The sequence below is a fragment of the Streptomyces sp. NPDC037054 genome, assembly GCF_055606745.1.
Map to the genome: position 1 here is coordinate 94,661 of NZ_JBVJSJ010000011.1, position 17,476 is coordinate 112,136.

14 protein-coding genes are annotated in these 17,476 nt (G+C 73.5%); all 14 read left to right on the top strand.

Annotation, left to right across the window (positions count from 1 at the left end; genetic code table 11):
* The first annotated feature begins 36 nt into the window (after positions 1–36).
* The 14 genes from ACZ7D7_RS24955 to ACZ7D7_RS25020 all read left to right on the top strand — a co-directional run bounded on the left by ACZ7D7_RS24955 (position 37) and on the right by ACZ7D7_RS25020 (position 17,437).
* Positions 37–738, top strand: a complete 702-nt coding sequence (locus tag ACZ7D7_RS24955; protein WP_470827083.1) for a thioesterase II family protein — start codon at positions 37–39, stop codon at positions 736–738.
* Between the two features lie 49 nt (positions 739–787).
* Complete coding sequence (locus tag ACZ7D7_RS24960; protein WP_470827084.1) at positions 788–1,612, top strand: mycofactocin-coupled SDR family oxidoreductase; 825 nt, start codon at positions 788–790, stop codon at positions 1,610–1,612.
* Positions 1,613–1,642: 30 nt separating this feature from the next.
* Positions 1,643–4,747: an amino acid adenylation domain-containing protein gene (locus tag ACZ7D7_RS24965; RefSeq protein ID WP_470827085.1), complete on the top strand. Its 3,105-nt coding sequence runs from the start codon at positions 1,643–1,645 to the stop codon at positions 4,745–4,747.
* Between the two features lie 24 nt (positions 4,748–4,771).
* A complete protein-coding gene (locus tag ACZ7D7_RS24970) occupies positions 4,772–6,541 on the top strand; it encodes a non-ribosomal peptide synthetase (RefSeq protein WP_470827086.1) in 1,770 nt (589 codons plus the stop codon).
* Complete coding sequence (locus ACZ7D7_RS24975) at positions 6,538–7,740, top strand: NAD(P)/FAD-dependent oxidoreductase (RefSeq protein ID WP_470827087.1); 1,203 nt, start codon at positions 6,538–6,540, stop codon at positions 7,738–7,740. The genes ACZ7D7_RS24970 and ACZ7D7_RS24975 overlap by 4 nt, the downstream gene beginning before the upstream one ends.
* A gap of 227 nt (positions 7,741–7,967) precedes the next feature.
* The gene (locus ACZ7D7_RS24980) at positions 7,968–8,792 is read left to right on the top strand and encodes an alpha/beta fold hydrolase (protein WP_470827088.1); all 825 of its coding nucleotides are present in this window, start codon (positions 7,968–7,970) and stop codon (positions 8,790–8,792) included.
* 16 nt (positions 8,793–8,808) lie between these two features.
* Positions 8,809–9,810: a thioesterase family protein gene (locus tag ACZ7D7_RS24985; protein ID WP_470827089.1), complete on the top strand. Its 1,002-nt coding sequence runs from the start codon at positions 8,809–8,811 to the stop codon at positions 9,808–9,810.
* Positions 9,811–9,838: 28 nt separating this feature from the next.
* A complete protein-coding gene (locus ACZ7D7_RS24990) occupies positions 9,839–10,582 on the top strand; it encodes a DsbA family protein (RefSeq protein WP_470827091.1) in 744 nt (247 codons plus the stop codon).
* Positions 10,583–10,664: 82 nt separating this feature from the next.
* The gene (locus tag ACZ7D7_RS24995) at positions 10,665–12,389 is read left to right on the top strand and encodes a phytoene desaturase family protein (protein WP_470827092.1); all 1,725 of its coding nucleotides are present in this window, start codon (positions 10,665–10,667) and stop codon (positions 12,387–12,389) included.
* A 147-nt stretch (positions 12,390–12,536) separates the two neighbouring features.
* Positions 12,537–12,794 carry an acyl carrier protein gene (locus ACZ7D7_RS25000; RefSeq protein WP_470827093.1) on the top strand — a complete coding sequence of 86 codons (258 nt, stop codon included), beginning with the start codon at positions 12,537–12,539 and terminating at the stop codon, positions 12,792–12,794.
* 136 nt (positions 12,795–12,930) lie between these two features.
* Entirely contained in the window at positions 12,931–14,187 is a 1,257-nt protein-coding gene (locus ACZ7D7_RS25005) for a beta-ketoacyl-[acyl-carrier-protein] synthase family protein (protein ID WP_470827094.1), read from the top strand.
* Positions 14,184–15,323 carry a beta-ketoacyl-[acyl-carrier-protein] synthase family protein gene (locus tag ACZ7D7_RS25010; RefSeq protein ID WP_470827095.1) on the top strand — a complete coding sequence of 380 codons (1,140 nt, stop codon included), beginning with the start codon at positions 14,184–14,186 and terminating at the stop codon, positions 15,321–15,323. Before ACZ7D7_RS25005 ends, ACZ7D7_RS25010 begins: the two co-directional genes overlap by 4 nt.
* Entirely contained in the window at positions 15,320–16,267 is a 948-nt protein-coding gene (locus ACZ7D7_RS25015) for a beta-ketoacyl synthase N-terminal-like domain-containing protein (protein WP_470827096.1), read from the top strand. The genes ACZ7D7_RS25010 and ACZ7D7_RS25015 overlap by 4 nt, the downstream gene beginning before the upstream one ends.
* A 54-nt stretch (positions 16,268–16,321) precedes the next feature.
* On the top strand, positions 16,322–17,437 hold the full coding sequence (locus tag ACZ7D7_RS25020; protein ID WP_470827098.1) for a beta-ketoacyl synthase N-terminal-like domain-containing protein: 1,116 nt from the start codon (positions 16,322–16,324) through the stop codon (positions 17,435–17,437).
* Positions 17,438–17,476: the final 39 nt, after the last annotated feature.

The window sequence follows — 17,476 nt, forward strand, 5'->3', positions numbered from 1 at the left end:
AACCGCTCAACCGACAGCACAGAAAAGGAAAACACCATGTCAAAGACGGTCGTGCTCTGCGTGCCGTTCGCCGGTGCCGGCGCCTCGGTCTTCCGCCCCTGGGTGCCGCTGTCCCAGGACCGCTTCGACCTCGCCGCGATCCAGCTGCCCGGCCGCGAGCAGCGCTTCGCCGAGGAGCCCTACCAGGACGCCGTCGTCGCCGCCGACGGACTGCTGCCCGAGGTCCTCGACCGCGTCAAGGGCGCGGGACCGGTCGTGCTGTTCGGACACAGCCTCGGCGCCGTGCTGTCGTACGAGATCGCGCACCGGCTGACCCGCACCGAGGGCGTGGAACTCGCCGCGCTCGTGGTCAGCGGCTCGCCCGGCCCCTGGACCCGCCGCGAGAACGGCGCGAGCGGCCTCGACGACGACCAGTTCCTCGACCGCGTCAAGGAGTTCGCCGGCTACAAGCACGACGCGCTGGAGGACCCCGAGATGCGTGAGCTGCTGCTGCCGACGCTGCGCGCCGACGTCGAGATGCACGAGGCGTACGTGCCCAGCTCCGAGGAGCCGCTCGACGCGCCGATCGTCTCCGTGCGCGGCACCACCGACACCCTCGTGACCACCGAGCAGGCCATGGAGTGGTCCAAGGCCACCAGCAGGGACTTCCGGTTCGTGGAGGTCGAGGGCGGCCACATGTACCTGGTCGACAACCCCGAAGGCATCGTCGACGTGCTCGCGGACGCCTGCCCCGCCTGAGCCGGCCGGACGGGTCCCGGCGACCGCCCCCAACGTTTAAGGAGTCTTGGTGCGCCTGCAAGGAAAGACCGTCGTCGTGACGGGAGCCGCGCGCGGTGTCGGCCGTGCCTGCGCGCTGGCGTTCAGCCGGGAGGGCGCCGATCTCGCCCTGCTCGACGTGTGCGGCGACGTGCCCGGCGTGCCCTACCCGCTCGGTACCGCGAGCCAGTTGGAGCACACCGCCGAGCTGTGCCGGGAACAGGGCTCCGCGGTGCTCACGGCCGAGGCCGACATCCGCGACCTCGCCGCCCTGCGCAAGGTCGTGGACGAGGTGTGCGACCGGTTCGGCGCCATCGACGTCCTCGTCAACAACGCGGGCATCGTGGCGCCGTCCGGCCGGACCACCCACGAGATCACCGAGGACGAGTGGGCGGTGATGATCGACATCAACCTGTCCGGCGCCTGGCGCATGATGTCGCTGGTCGGCCCGCACATGGTCGCCCGGCGCTCCGGCAGCGTCATCAACGTCGCCTCCACCGCCGGCCTGGTGGGCTACCGCCACTTCGCCGGCTACACGGCCTCCAAGCACGGCCTGATCGGCCTCACCAAGGCCGCCGCGCTGGACTACGCGCCGCTGAAGGTCCGCGTCAACGCCCTGTGCCCGGGCTCCATCCGGGACGACAGCCGCGCCGAGGGCCGGATGCTCACCGAGATCGCCAGGTCGCTCCAGCTGCCGGTCGGCGAGCACGAGCAGACCTTCGTCCAGTCGCAGCCGATGAACGCGCTGATCGAGCCGGAGGACGTGGCGGGCGCCGCACTCTGGCTGGCCTCCGACGAGTCCAGGCAGGTGACCGGCTCCGTGCTGACCGTCGACGGCGGCTTCACCATCCGCTGAGCCACCACAACCACGTCTAGGGGACCAGTCGTGTCGATCTCTCAACAGGACGCCGTCGCGCCACTCACGCCGGAGCGGGACACCGTCCGCGCCGCCGAGTGGCTCTCGGACACCTACCGGTCCGCACCCGGCGCCGCGTGCCACGCCCTGCGGGTGCGCCTGGCGGACGGGCCGGCGGCTCAAGGCCCGTCGGCCGGCGGGCCATGGGCGGACGTGCTCGCCGAGCGGTTCGCCGCCCTGGCGGCCGAACTGCCCGCCGGCACCGGCCCGGCGGCGGCCTTCCGCACCTCCGCACGGCTGTGGACCGAGCGCGTGCCCGGCCCCGCCGACGCGCCCGCCGCCGCCCGCCGACGGGACCGCGAACTCGCCCGCCCGGTGGACGCCCCCGTCCGCGCCGTGCTGCTGCACTACGCGGACGGCGCCGCCGACCTCGTCGTGGTCGCCCACCGCGCCGCGTTGGGCGCCGACGCCCTGCGGACGTTCACGGCGCGGCTCCTGGGCGCGGCACCGCACGGGGCCGCTGCCGCCCCGGCCGCCGGGCCGGGGGAGGACGCCGCCCGTCCCGCCCGGGCCCCGGGGCAAGGCGAGGCGTCCGCGGCCGAAGGCTCCGGCGACCCCGCCCGGCACGCGGCCGAGCTCGCCGGTTGCGCGCTCGGTGCCGAGCTCGACTGGGGCCTCGGCCGTCCGCACGGACCCGACACCCCCGGGACGCGGACGCTGACCCTGCCGGCGGACCACCCGGCCGGCGACGCCGACACCTGGGCGGCCGCCCTCGGGGTCGTCCTCGCCCGCTACGAGGGCACCACCCGGCCCGTCCTCGCGACGACGCGGCCCGACCCCCACGGCGCCGCCGACCGGATCGCCCTCGTCCCCGTGGCCGCCGACGGCACGCACCCACTGGGCACCGTCGACAAGGAACTGCGTGCCGGTACGGCCGCCGGCCCCGCCCACCTCACGGACGAACTCCGGCGCGCGCTGACCGCCGCGGGCGTCGACCCTTCGGGCGCCGGCTCCGTGGGTCTCGTCCTCGCCGACCGGGACCCCGCCGATGGCCTGCCCGGCGCGGCGCACGCCGAGTACCGGCCGTTCCAGCGGCCGCCGTTCCCCGTGACCGTCACCGTGACCCGCGAGGCCACCGGTGAGCGGGCGCTGCGCTGCGACTTCTCCCCGCGGACCCTGGACCCCGCCATCGCCGACCAGTTCCTGCGGCACGTGAGCCGGGCGCACCGCACGCTCGTGGACGCGCCCGACACCCTCGTCGCGGACCTGCGGCTGTGGGACGAGGAGGAGGCGCGGCGCCTCGACGCCCTCGGCCGGCCGGGACCCGTGCCGGCCGTCGAACGGCGCCGCATCGACAGCGCCGTCACCGCGATCGCCGCCGAACGGCCCGACGCCGTCGCCGTCTGCTTCGAGGACACCCGCCTCACCTACGGCGAACTCGACCGCCGCGCCGACCGGTTCGCGCACGCCCTGCGCGCCCTGGGCGTGGCCGACCGCGACCGCGTCGGCGTGTGCCTGGAGCGCTCCGCCGACCTGATCGTCGCCCTGCTCGCGGTGCTCAAGGCGGGCGCCACGTACGTGCCGATGGACCCGGCCTACCCGCAGGACCGGCTGTCCTACACGACGTCCGACGCCGGCCTCACCACCGTCATCACCGAGCTGGCGGACTTCCCCGGCGGCGACACCGCCCGCGTCGTCTCCCTGGCGGGCCTGGCGGAACTGGCCCCCGCCGAGTGCGACGGACCCCCGCCGTCGGAGACCGGCGCCGACGACCCGGCGTACGTCATCTACACCTCCGGCTCCACCGGCCGCCCCAAGGGCTGCGTCATCCCGCACGTCAACGTCCTCGGCCTGATGGCCGCCACCACCGGCGACTTCGGACTCGGCGCCGACGACGCCTGGACGCTGTTCCACTCCAGCGCCTTCGACTTCTCGGTCTGGGAGATCTGGGGCTGCCTGCTCACCGGCGGCCGCCTCGTCGTCGTGCCCTACTGGGTGTCCCGCTCCCCGGAGGACTTCCACGCCCTGCTGCTGCGCGAGCGGGTCACGGTGCTCAGCCAGACCCCGTCCGCGTTCGCGCATCTGGTGGAGGTCGAGCGGGACGGCGCCGACCCCGTCCCCGTACGCCTGGTGATCTTCGGCGGCGAGGGTCTCGACCCGCGGATGCTGCTGCCCTGGTTCGACCGGCACCCGGAGACCGCCTGCCGGGTCGTCAACATGTACGGCATCACCGAGACCACGGTCCACGTCACCGCCCAGACCGTCACCCGCGCCGAGGCCCTCGCCGGGTCCAAGTCGGTCGGGCCCGCGCTGCCCGGCTGGTGGGTGCGCGTCTGCGACCCCGAGGGCCGGACCCTGCCGGTCGGCGTGGCCGGCGAGATCTACGTCGGCGGCGCCGGCGTCGCCGCGCACTACCTGAACAAGCCCGAACTCACCGCGCAGCGCTTCCTCACCGACCCGCGCACCGGCGAGCGCATGTACCGCAGCGGCGACAAGGGACGCCTGCTGCCCGACGGCCGCCTCGAACACCTCGGCCGCCTCGACAGCCAGGTCAAGCTGCGCGGCTTCCGCATCGAACTGGACGAGATCCGCTCGGTGCTGCTGGACGACCCGCAGGTCTCCGCCGCGGCCGTGGTCCTCAACCGGGCCGACCCGGACGACGCGGCGACCGCCCAGCTCGACGCGTACGTGGTCATGGACGGCGACGACACCGCCTCCGTGCGGCAGCGCGCGAGCCGGTTCCTGCCCGAGTACATGGTCCCGTCGACGGTCACCGCGCTGGACCGGATGCCGCTGACCACCAACGGCAAGCTCGACACCCGCAAACTGCCGAAGCCCGCACCGGCCGCGCAGGTCACCACCCCCGAGCAGCCCGTCACCTCCGCCCCCAAGGAGACCGCACCCCAGGCCCCGGCGGGAGGCGGCACGTTCGAGGACGTGCTGCTGGAGGTGTGGCAGGACGTCCTCGGCGTCCCGGTCGGCCCCGACGACAACTTCTTCGACCTCGGCGGCAACTCGCTGCTCGCCATGCGCGTCGGCGCGGCGCTGCGCCGACGCGGCGGCCCCACGGTGGCCATGCGCGACCTGTACCTGCGTCCGACGATCCGCCAACTGGCCGCGGACCACGCCGGATGACTCCGACAGCAAGAGGAACCCACCATGGCTGAACCGTCCCTGCCCGACCTCTTCCAGGCGCAGGTGGCGCGCACCCCGCACGCCGTCGCCGTCCGCGACGGCGACCGGGAACTGGACTACACCGAGCTCAACCGCCGGGCCAACCTGCTGGCGCACCACCTGATCGCGCGCGGCATGGGCCCGGAGCGGGTGGTCGGCGTGCGCATCCCCAGGTCGGCCGACCTGGTGGTGGCCCTGCTCGCCGTCCTCAAGGCCGGTGCCGCCTACGTGCCGATCGACAGCGACTGCCCGGCCGAGCGCCTCGCGTTCATCACCGAGGACACCGGCCTTCAGCTGATGCTCCTCCAGGACGCCGAGGCCGCGTCCGAGGGGCCGTCCACCGTCGCCGTCCCCGCGGTGATCGCCGCGGCCGAGGCGGCCGGCGGCCCCGCGCACGACCCGACCGACGCCGACCGCCCGGCGCCGCTCGACGCGCACAACCTGGCGTACGTCATCTACACCTCCGGCTCCACCGGCCGCCCCAAGGGCGTCACCGTGCAGCACGACACCCTCGTGCGCTACCTGGAGTTCGCCTGCGCCGCCTACCCGGGCCTCGCCGAGGAGGCGCTGCTGCACTCCCCGGTCGCCTTCGACCTCACCGTCACCGCGCTGTACGGGCCGCTCCTGCTGGGCGGCCGCATCCGGGTCGCCTCCCTCGACCGGGAGCCGGAGGAGCACGAGACGGCGGCCGGGCGGCCGGGCTTCGTCAAGGCCACCCCCTCCCACCTGCCGCTGCTGACCGCGCTGCCGAGCAGCCTGTCCCCGACCGGCGAACTGGTCGTCGGCGGCGAGATGCTGATCGGCGACGTCGTGGACCGCTGGCGCCGCACCCACCCCGGCGCGACCGTCGTCAACGAGTACGGCCCCACCGAGGCGACCGTCGGCTGCTGCGTGTTCTCCATCCGGCCCGACGACGAGGCAGAGCCCGGAGCCACCCCCATCGGCCGGCCGACGCCCGGCACCGAGCTGTACGTCCTGGACGAGCGGCTGCGGCCCGTCCCGGCGGGCACCGAGGGCGAGTTGTACATCGCGGGCGGCCAGGTCGCGCGCGGCTACCTGGGCCGGCCCGGACTCACCGCGGAACGCTTCGTCGCCGCACCCGGCGGCACGCGGATGTACCGCACCGGCGACATCGCCCGCATGCGGCCCGACGGCAACCTCGAATACCTCGGCCGCACCGACGACCAGGTCAAGATCCGCGGCTACCGCATCGAACTCGGCGAGGTCACCTCCGTGGTCGCCGCCCAGGACGGCGTGCGGCAGGCCGCCGTCATCGCACGCGAGGACGCCTCGGGCGACCGGTACCTCGCCGGCTACGTCGTCCCCGAGGACGGCGCCGCCCCCGACCCGGCCGCGCTGCGCGAGGCCGTCGCGCGGACCCTGCCCGCCTACATGGTGCCCTCCGCGGTCATGGTGGTCGGCGAACTCCCGCTCACCTCCAACGGCAAGCTCGACAAGGCCGCCCTGCCCGAGCCGCCGGCCGGGGACGGCCCCACCGGCGCCGCGCCCCGCACCGAGGCCGAGACGCAGCTGTGCGCCCTGTTCGCCGAGATCCTCGGCGTGCCCGCCGTCCACCTCGACGACGACTTCTTCAGCCGCGGCGGCGACAGCCTGCGCGCGGCCCGGCTCGCCAACAAGGCCCGCAAGTCCGGCTGGACCTTCGGACTGCGCGACGTCCTGGAACTGCGCACCCCGCGCGCCCTGGCCGAACACGCCGCGGGCACCGGCGCCGTGGCCGAGGGAGCGGTGTCGTGACCGACCGCCATGTGGTCATCGTCGGCGCCTCGGTCGGCGGCACCCGTGTGGCCGCCGCCCTGCGGGAGGCCGGCCACGCGGGGCCCGTCACGCTGGTCGACCCCGACCCGGACGCGCCCTACGACCGTCCGCCCCTGTCCAAGCAGATCCTCGCCGGGGAGTGGGACGCCGAGCGCGCCTCGCTCGGCGACCCCGGACAGTGGGGCGCCACCCGGCACGTCGCCGCCGCGGCCGGCCTCGACCCGGCGGCGCGCGTGCTGCGCCTCGACGACGGGACCCGGCTCGGCTACGACCGGCTGGTCCTGGCCTGCGGCGCGGCGCCCCGCACGCTGCCCGGCATGCCGCTCGGGGGAGTGCACGTACTGCGCACCCTCGCCGACAGCCACGCCCTGCGGGCCGACCTCGAACGGATCGGCACCGGCCGGCTCGTCGTCGTCGGCGGCGGATTCGTCGGTGCGGAGGTGGCCTCCACGGCCCGCGCCCGCGGCATCGACGTGACCGTGGTGGAGGCCCTGCCCGCACCGCTGTCCGGGCTGCTCGGCGAGGACGTCGCCGCCGAACTCGCCCTGCTCCACCGGGACAACGGCGTGCGGCTGCTGTGCGGCACCTCCGTCGCCGGGCTCGACGGCGGGACCGCCGTCACCGGCGTCACGCTCGGCGACGGCAGCACCCTGCCCGCGGACGCCGTCGTGGTGGGCATCGGCGTCCGGCCCAACACCGACTGGCTGGCCGACTCCGGCATCGTGCTGGACACCGACGGCGGTGTGCTGTGCGACGAGTACTGCGCGGTCGACGCCGACCACACCGTGTACGCCGTCGGCGACGTCGCCCGCTGCCACGACCCGGTCGCGGGCCGGCACGTCCGCGTCGAGCACTGGACCAACGCCGTGGAGCAGGCCGGCGTCGTCGCCCGCGCCATCGCGGGTCCCGACCCGGAGCCGTACCGGCACGAGTACTTCGTCTGGTCCGACCAGTACGGCGGGAAGATCACCCTGCTGGGCCGGCCCGGCCCGGGCGACGAGGTCGACGTGGTGCGGGCCGACGGGCCCAGGCGCCGGTTCGCCGTCGCCTACCGGCGCGCGGGCCGCCTCGGCGCCGTACTGACCGTGAACTGGCCGAAGGCCCTGGTGGTGGCCCGCCGGTCGATGGCCCTGCGGGGCGACGCCGACGAGGTCGTCGGCACGTGGGAAAACTTGTAGTCGCAGCTTGCTGAAACGCCCCTTTCGGCGGGCCGCAATTCCTGGATGATTTGAGTGTGCGGCACGTCAATAGACGTGTCCGCGCAGCGGATTGCATATCGCTGCAAAATCCCCGGTCGGCACTCTGTCGGCCCGGACAAGGTTGCTAGCGTGGCGGAAGTTGCCGGGCTGAATTCTGGCCCCGGCAATACCCTTTGCTGCCCGAATTTCTTCGAAAGGGATATCCGGTGCTCCAGGAAGCCCATGTCGAGCCGCTCGTGCTCCGGCAGCGGTGCGTGTCCGCCGAGGCGGACGCGCGCGCCCTGCTGCTGCACGGCCTCGGCAGCAGCGAGAGCTCCTGGGACGCCTTCGTGGAGCACCGGCCGCCGGGACTCGAACTGTGGACCGCGGCCCTGCCCTGGCGGGCCGGCGGCACGTTCGCCGTCGCCGAACGCGACGACGCCACCTGGATCACCGAGGCGATCGCCCGGATTCCCGGCGGCGTGGACGTGGTGATCGCGCATTCCTTCGCGACGGTCCTGCTGCAAACCCTGCTCGCCGACATCGCGGCGGCCGGCCGGGACCCGCGCGAGGAACTCGGCATACGCGCCGCCGTCCTCGTCTCGCCGTTCCACCGGCAGCGGGCCGAGGAGTTCAGCTGGGCCGAACTGCCCGTGTTCCTCGACCTGTTGCGCCTCGGCGCCGAGGACGGCATCCAGGCCCGGTCCCGCAAGCCCCTCGACCCCGGGCTGCGGGCCGAGATGGCCGAGCGGTCCCTGGACGCGCTCGGACCCCACTGGGTGGTCCGCCACCTGCACGCCTACCTGCGCACCCCCTTCCTGCCCGTCGGCCTGGTGGACCTGCCCGTCCACGTCGTCGTCGGCGCCGAGGACCCGATCGCACCGCCGGCCGAGGGCACGGCCCTCGCGGCCCGGCTCGGCAACGCCACGCTCGACCGGATCGACGGCTGCGGTCACACCCCGATGGCCGAGCGTCCGGAGCGGTTCTCGCTCGCTGTCCAGCAATTCCTCACCACCGTGTCGGCGGGTCACCCCCCGACGGCGGTCAACTGAGTACGGGAGTACATCGATGGCCACCCTGACCGATGTCGAGATCAAGAAGCTGCTGACCGAGCCGAGTTCGGTGACCATGCGTCCCCCCTACGAGGGCGGCAACATCAACACCGCGATCGGCTTCAAGTGCGACAACTACATGCTCGAAGCCGCGGTGCTCGACCACTTCCGGGCCGTCGGCCTCGGCGCCACCGAGCTGTACCTCGTGCACGGCGTCAACTTCGACGTGGTCGGCGTCGACACCCGCCTGCACACCGTGCTCACCCTCGACGACGACGTCCTGATCGAGGTCACCCCGAAGACCAAGGACACCGACCGCGAGATGGTCTTCGCGGTGGCCGCGATCGTGCAGCGCGACGGCGCCCCCAAGAAGGCCGTCACCTCCAAGCTGCGCGTCCTGCTGCGCCGCGACCCGGCCATCCCCGACCCGGCGCCGCTCCCCGCCGAGCTGGAGCGCTTCGTCGTCGACCGGCTCGCCACCGCCGAGCCCACCGAGCTGGCCAGCACCCCGAGCGACGACCTCAACGGCGCCTTCCACCGCGGCGAGGACGCCGACACCGACCCGGTGCTCGCCGAGATCATCGGCGACGACAACGCCGTCGGCTGGAAGTGGCGGGTGCCGTACTACTACTGCCACTTCACCGAGCGCATGCAGATGTCCGGCTACCTGCGCCAGATGGAAGAGGCCAAGCACCTCTTCGTCGCCTCCCGCGGCATCAGCATCAAGCGCCTGCTCGACGAGCGCGGCTGGATCCCCGTCGTGACGTCGAACAAGCTGCGCTTCACCGACGAGACGATCATGGAAGAGGACCTGTACACGGTCTACACCGTGGAGTCCGTCTTCAAGGACATGCTCTACACCTCCCGCATGGACTTCTACGTCGTGCGGGACGGCAAGCTCGTCAAGACTGCCACCGGCGAGATCACCCACGGCTACTGCCACAAGGAGACCCCGGACTCGGAGTGGCAGATGGCCGTCTTCGACGACGAGGTCCTGCGCGCCATTCGCGGCGAGTGACCCCCGACCCCACAGCCCGGAGGACCTCATGGCTTCCCGTCGCCGGCCGCGCTGGTACTTCTCCCTGCGCAGCCCGTATTCCTGGCTCGCCTACCGCGACCTGATGGACACCCACCCGGAGGTGCTCGACGCCATCGAGTGGCTGCCCTTCTGGGAGCCCGACGAGGAGACCACGCGCCTCCTCGCCGACGAGGGCGTCACCCTGCCGATCGTCGCCATGAGCCGGGCGAAGAACTTCTACATCCTTCAGGACACCCGGCGCCTGACGACCGAGCGCGGCCTGACCGACATCACGTGGCCGATCGACCGCGACCCGTGCTGGGAGGTCTCCCACCTCGCGTGGATCGCCGCCGAGGACGAGGGCCGCGGCAAGGACTTCGTGGCCGCCGCCCACCGCGCCCGCTGGCAGGAGGGCAAGAACATCTCCGAGCCGGAGGTCATCGCGGCCATCGCGACCGACCTCGGCCTGGACGCCGAGCGGCTGTCCACCGCGCACCAGGACCCCGAACTGCGCAAGCGGGGCGCCGCGTACCTCGCGGAGTCCGCCCACGACGGGCTGTTCGGCGTGCCGTTCTTCATCAACGGCCGCGACAAGTTCTGGGGCGTCGACCGCGTCAACGCCTTCGTCAAGGCCTTCCACGCGAGCGAGGAGGCGGACCGCGCCAAGGCCGCCAAGAAGGCCGCGGCGGCCGTCGAGGCGCCCGACCCGGCCACCCACGCCGACCTGCTGGCCGCCGGCGGCGACCAGGGCCACGCCGGCGGCTGCGGCTGACCACCGCGTGACGGACACCAACCCCGGGCCGGACACCGCGGCCCGGGCACCCCACCCTGCGGCGAACTACGAGGAGACGACTGTGGACAGCGACGCGCGCGGCATCGGGCGCGGCACCGACTGGGACGCCGTCGTGGTCGGCGCCGGCCTCGGCGGCCTGACCACCGCGGCCTATCTGGCGGCGGCCGGCAAGCGCGTCCTGGTGCTGGAGCAGTTCACCATCGTGGGCGGCAACAGCCACGTGTTCCGGCGCCGCCGCGCCTACGAGTTCGACGTGGGCGTCCACTACCTGGGCGACTGCGCGCCCGGCGGAGTCATCCCGAGCATCCTGTCCGGGGTGGGCCTCGCCGACCGCGTGGACTTCCTGGAGATGGACCAGAGCGGATTCGACCTCATCAGGGTGCCCGGGGTGTCCGTCGACATGCCCGCGGGCTGGGAGGAGTACCGGCGGCGCCTCACGGCGGCGATGCCCGAGGAGGCCGCCGGGCTCAACACCTTCGTCGACGTCTGCTCGGCGCTCGGCGAGGAGCAGCGCGCCGCGCTGTTCGAGGCCCACCAGTGGGCGCCGCAGGACATCGCCGCCCGCACCACCACCATCCGGCAGTGGGGCAGGCGCACGCTGGACGACCTGTTCCGGCACTGCGGACTGTCCGCGCGGGCCCGCACGGTGCTCGCCGCGCAGGCCCCCAACTACGGCCTCACCCCCAAGCAGGCCACCGTGGCGCGGCACACCAGCGTCACGGACCACTACCTGCGCGGGGCCTACTTCCCGGCGGGCGGCGGCCAGATGCTCTCCGCCGGCCTCGTCGAGGTGATCGAGGCGCACGGCGGCGAGGTCCGCACCCGCAGCCGGGTGCGCCGCATCCTCGTCGACAACGGCCGGGTCACCGGCGTCCACCTGGACAGCGGCGAGATCGTCACCGCGGACCTGGTGGTGTCCAACGCGGACTACCCCCGGACCGTGCTCGAACTCGTCGGCCGCGAGCACTTCCAGAAGTCCCTGGTCACCCGCACCGAACAGGCCCGCATGGGCATGCCGTGGCTGGTGCTCTACCTCGGCCTCGACACCGACCTGCGGGACCGGCCCAACGCCAACCTGTGGTGGTACGACACCGACGACATCGACGGCTACTTCGACGCCGTGAGCACCGGCGGCACGAGCGAAGTCCCCTTCCTCTTCTGCTCGTTCGCCTCGCTCAAGGACCCGGACAACCCCGCGATGTGCCCGCCGGGGCACGCCAACCTCCAGGTCATGACGCTGTGCCCGCCCGACTACGCGTGGTGGGGCGTCACCGAGGGACCGGCCGACGGCGGCGACTACCGGCGCAACCCGATCTACCTGCGCCGCAAGCGGGAACTCACCGAGGCCACGCTGAACGCCGCCGAGAAGGCCCTCGGCCCGCTGCGCCCGCACATCACCCACCTGGAGGCGGCGACCCCGCTCACCCACGAGCGGTACACCTTCTCCACCGGCGGCACGCCCTTCGGCATGGCCGAGTGGGGCGGCACCGCCCGCCCCGGCACCGCCACCGCCATCGCCGGACTGCACGTCGTCGGCGCCAGCACCCAGGCCGGCAACGGCATCGCCGGCGTCATGCTCGGCGGCATCAGCTGCGCCGCCGACATCCTCGGCGAACCCCTGCTGGCCGCCGCCCGCGCCGGCACGGTGTACGGCGACCCCGACCTGTTGCCCGACCGCCCGGACGGCTGGGACCCCCGGGAGGTGTGCCGGGGAAGCGCCCGGCGCGCCACCCCGAAGCGGCCCTTCCGGCTCCGGCCCGACAGCTCCTCCGGCGCGCGGCAGTGACCCTGCGCGCGAACCGCGAGTGAACCCGCGCGCGACACACACCCACCCGCGCGCACCCAGACGTGCGGCCCGGCGGGCCAAGGCCCCCGGCCGTCACGAACCACCCTTCCCTGCACTGGGGACCACGGAAAGAACAGAGGGAATCACATGACCACCACGATCGACGCCGGTCAGCAGGCTCGCATCAAGGAGATCGTCTGCGACGTCCTGGAGCTCGAGGAGGACGAGGTGACCGACAGCAGCCTCTTCAAGGAGGACCACGGCGCGGACTCGCTGCGGGCCATCGAGATTCTCGCGGGCCTCGAGAAGGAGTTCAAGGTCACCATCGAGCAGACCGAGCTGGAGCGCATGGTCAACCTCGACGGCGTCTACGCCGTGGTCGGCGAGGCCATCGCCGCGAAGTAACACCCGGGACGCCGAGCGACCGGAGGGCCCCGGAACCCGTCGGCCCTCCGCTGCTCGGCCCGCCGTTCCGGCACCGCCGGACAGGCCCCAGCCGCACGTCCTCATCCAGGCGACCACGCCGTACCGAGGGAGATTGATGTCAGTGAACGTTTCCGACGCGACGCGTGACGACGCGGCCACCCGGGTGGTGCTGACCGGGTTCGGCGTGTTCTCCAGCATCGGTGTGGGCGCCGATGAGTTCGCCGAAGGGCTGCGGGCCGGCCGCAGCGGCGCCAAGCCGATCACGCTGTTCGACACGGAGGGCTTCGCGCACGCCAACGGCTGCGAGATCACCGGTGCCGAACCGGAGCGGTGGATCCACAACCTGCCCACCGAAACCCTGGGCCGCGCCACGCAGTTCTCCGTGGCCGCCGCCCGCATGGCCGTCGAGGCCGCCGGCGCCGACCTGGAGGCCCTGCGCGCCCAGCGCGGCATGATCTCCATCGGCACCACCGACGGAGAGTCCTACGAGCTCGACCACCTCGTCGAGACCGAGGTCAACTCCGGCCCCGCCGCCATGGACCCGACCGTCACCCGCCGGGTCCACCCCAACCGGCTGTCCATCGCCGCCGCCCAGGAACTCGGCCTGTCCAACGTCGAGGCGGTGACCATCGCGACCGCCTGCTCCGCCGGCAACTACGCGATCGGCCAGGGCTTCGACGCCATCCGCAGCGGCGAGGTCGACTACGCCCTGTGCGGCGGCGCCGACGCCATGTGCCGCAAGACCTTCACCGGCTTCTACCGGCTCGGCACCATCGCCCCCGACGTGTGCCGCCCCTTCGACGTCGACCGCAAGGGCATCCTCACGGGCGAGGGCGCCGGCGTCCTCATGCTGGAGAGCCTCGCCTCCGCGAAGGCCCGCGGCGCCCGCATCTACGCCGAGGTGCTCGGCTACGGCATGAACTGCGACGCCTACCACCAGGTCGCCCCGAACCAGGACAGCGTCGCCCGCTGCATGGAGATCGCCCTGGAGAACGCCGGCGTCAAGGCGTCCGAGGTCGACCTGATCTCCGCGCACGGCACCGGCACCAAGGCCAACGACGTCACCGAGTCGCGCGCCATCCACGACGTGTTCGGCGACACCGTGCCGCGCACCGTCTCGCTGAAGTCGATGCTCGGCCACACCATGGGCGCCGCGAGCGCGCTGGCCGCCATCGCCTGCGCCCTGTCGATCCACCACGGCTTCATCCCGCCGACCATCAACCACCGCGAGACCGACCCCGAGTGCGAGATCGACTGCGTGCCCAACCAGTCGGTCGAGGCGGACCTGCGGATCGTGCAGAACAACGGCCTGGCCTTCGGCGGCAACAACTCCATCGTGATCCTCGGCAAGTACCAGGAAGGTGTCCGATGAGGATCCCGATCACCGGAGTCGGCGCCGTCGCGAGCGTCGGCCGCGACGCCGACGAGATCTTCTCCAACCTGTGCGCCGGGCGCGGCGGACTCGGCCCCATGCGCGGCTTCGACGGCGACCTCTACAACGGCAAGCAGCTGTTCGAGATCGACGACCGGCCCGAGCCGGGCGCCGACCGTCCGCTGCGCGCCACCGAGTTCCTGCTGGAGGCCGTCCGCCAGGCCGCCGCCGACGCCGGACTCGGCGACGACCTGTCCGGCATCCCGGTCCTGGTCGGCACCGGCCTGCGCGAGCTGCGGTCGGCCGAGCTGTGGTGGCGGGACGGCGCCGAATTCGGCGCCGACCGGCTGCACTTCGGCACCGCGCTGCGCGAGCGGTTCGGCACCGCCGACACCCTCACCGTCTCCAACGCGTGCTCCGCGTCGCTCTACACCCTCGCGCTCGGCGCCGACCTGCTCGCGATGGGCGAGGCCGACACCGTCATCGTCGCGGGCGTCGACGCCATCACCGAGAGCATGCACGGCCTGGCCGACCGGGTGCAGCCGAACCCGCCGACCGCGCTGCGCACCCTGGACGTCAACCGCAAGGGCACCATCCTCGGCGACGGCGCCGCCGCCGTCGTCCTGCGCGGCGAGCACGTCGCCTGGCCGGGCGGCCGGCTGTGGGGCAGGCTCCGCGGCGTCGGCATGACCTGCGACGCCAAGCACCCCACCGCGCCCGACCCCGAGCAGGTCGCCGAGGCCATGCGCCAGGCGCACCGGCTGGCCGGCACCCGCGTCGAGGACGTCGACATGGTGATGCTGCACGGCACCGGCACGCCGCTCAACGACCTGGTCGAGATCACCGCGTACGGCGAGGTCTTCGGCGAGGCGGCGAGCGGCCCGGTCGTCACCGGCATCAAGCCGATGACCGGTCACACCAGCGGCTCCGCGGGCCTCATGAGCCTCGTCACCACCCTGCAGACGATGGCCACCGGCAAGGTGCCGCCGCTCGTCAACCTGGAGGAGCCCATCGAGGAGGCGGCGGGGCTGCGCCTGGTGCGCGGCCAGGAGGCCAAGCACGACGTGGCGCTGGCGCAGGTGCACGGGTTCGGGTTCGGCGGCGTCAACGCCGTAGCGATTGTCGAGGGATCATGATGATTACCGTCACGGGAGTCGGTGTCGCCCTGCCGGGCGCCGACTCCGCGACCGCGCTCGCGGCGGCCGTCGCCCCGGAGGGGGCCGTCGAACCGGCCGCCGTCCTGGGCAAGAAGGGCCTGCGCTACAAGGACCGCGCCACCCAGCTCGGCCTGTGCGCCGCGCTGCGCGTGCTGACCGACTCCGGACTGCTGGTCGACGGCGAACTCACCGTCGACGGCACCAGGACGGCCGTCCTGGTCAGCTCCAACCTGGGCAACGTCGACACCGTCTGCCGCGTCGTCAAGACCATCGCCGACGAGGGCACCCACGGCGTCAGCCCGATGGACACCCCGAACGCCTCCAGCAACATCGTCGCGTCCGAGATCGCCATCAGGTGGGGGCTCAAGGGCCCCAACCTGATGCTGTGCAACGGGCCCGCCTCCGGTCTCGACGCCGTGCGCTGGGGCACCGCCCTGCTGCGCTCGGGCCGCGCCGACCACGTCGTCGTGGTCGGCGTCGAGCCCGACAACGAGATCGCGCGCGGCCTGGTCGGCGGCCCGCTGGTGGACGGCGCCGCCGCCCTGCTGCTGGAGACCGAGGAGGCCGCCGCCGCGCGCGGCGCCACCGTCCGGGCCGTGGTCGGCGCGCACACCAGGGGAGCGGACGTGGCGGCCACCGTCGCCGAGCTCGCCGAGGCCGAGCGCGAGCCCACCGCCTGGTTCGCCCCGGCGGACGCCGCTCCCGTCCTGCCGAAGGGCCGGCCCGTCAACGATCTCGCCGCCGTGTGGGGCGAGTTGTCCGGGGCGCTCGGCGTCGTGCAGTGCGCGGCGGCGATCGGCGCGTTCGACGCGGGCGCCGACGGCCCGATGTGGCTGGTGGCGGGCACCGACTCCGACGACGGCGTCGCCACGCTCGTGCTGCGCCCGCCGGTCCCGGCTCCCGCCGAGCCGGCCGCGGTCTGAGCGGCACCGTCACTTCGAGGACACGAGCACAACCGAGCAGAACGGAATGTGAGCATGACCCTTACGGCGAGCGCGCCGGCGACGGCGACCCGGCCGGTGATCACCGCGTGGTCCGCGGTGTCGCCGTTCGGCATCGGCAAGGACAGCTTCGTGGCCGGCATGCTGGCCGGACAGGACGCCGCGTCCGAGCTGGACGCCGAGAAGTGGGCGGCCCCGGACAGCCGGGCCGCCCTCATCCCCGGCTTCGAACTGCGCGAGGTCCTCGGCAAGAAGGGCACCCGGTCCATGGACCGGGTGACCGGACTCGCCGTCACCGCGGTCCGTGACCTGCTGCGCGACTCCGGCGACCGGCGCACGGGCTCCGACGAGGAGACCGCCCTGGTCCTCGGCACCACCACCGGCAGCGCCCAGAGCATGATGGACTTCACGCGGGCCTCCCTGGAGGGCGACAAGCCCTTCTACGTCGACCCGTCCCTGATGCCGAACGCGGTGATGAACTGCGCCGCCGGCCAGTGCGCCATCTGGCACAACCTCAAGGGCCCCAACACCACGATCGCCGGGGGCCGCATCGCCGGGCTCTCGGCGCTGAGCTACGCCGCCGGGCTGCTCGCCTCCGGCCGCGCCACCACGGTGCTGTCCGGCGCCGCCGAGGAGTTCTCCAACGCGCGCGCCTGGCTGGACCACCACCGGCGCGGCGAGGACGGCGCGGGCGCGCTGCTCGGCGAGGGCTGCGCCATGTTCATGCTGGAGTCCTCCGACACCCCGGGCGCCTCCGAGCGCGCCCTGGCCGAGGTCCTGGCCGTCGAGTCGCGCGTGTACTTCGACGACGACCCGAGCCAGGCCCTCGACGCCTGCCTCGACGGCGTGCTGCGGCGCGGCGGCATCGAGGCCGGCGACGTGTGGGCGGTCTCCGCCTCCGCGCTCGCGGGCTCCGTCGGCGAGCGGGAGCGCGAGGTGCTCACCGCCCGCTTCGGCGCCGAGGCCCTCGACCGGGCCCCGGCCATGTCCACCGTCGGCGACACCGCCGCGGCCTCCGCCGCCTTCCAGATCGGCGCGCTGCTCGGCGCCGCCGAGCGGTCCGCGGTCCCCGCGGGCTCCGTCGTCCTCGTCTCCTCCGTCGACGACAACGGCGTCGTCGCCTGCGCCGCGCTGCGCATGACGGCGAACTGACCGACGCACACCTCCTGTTCCGACGACCACCCTGCTTTC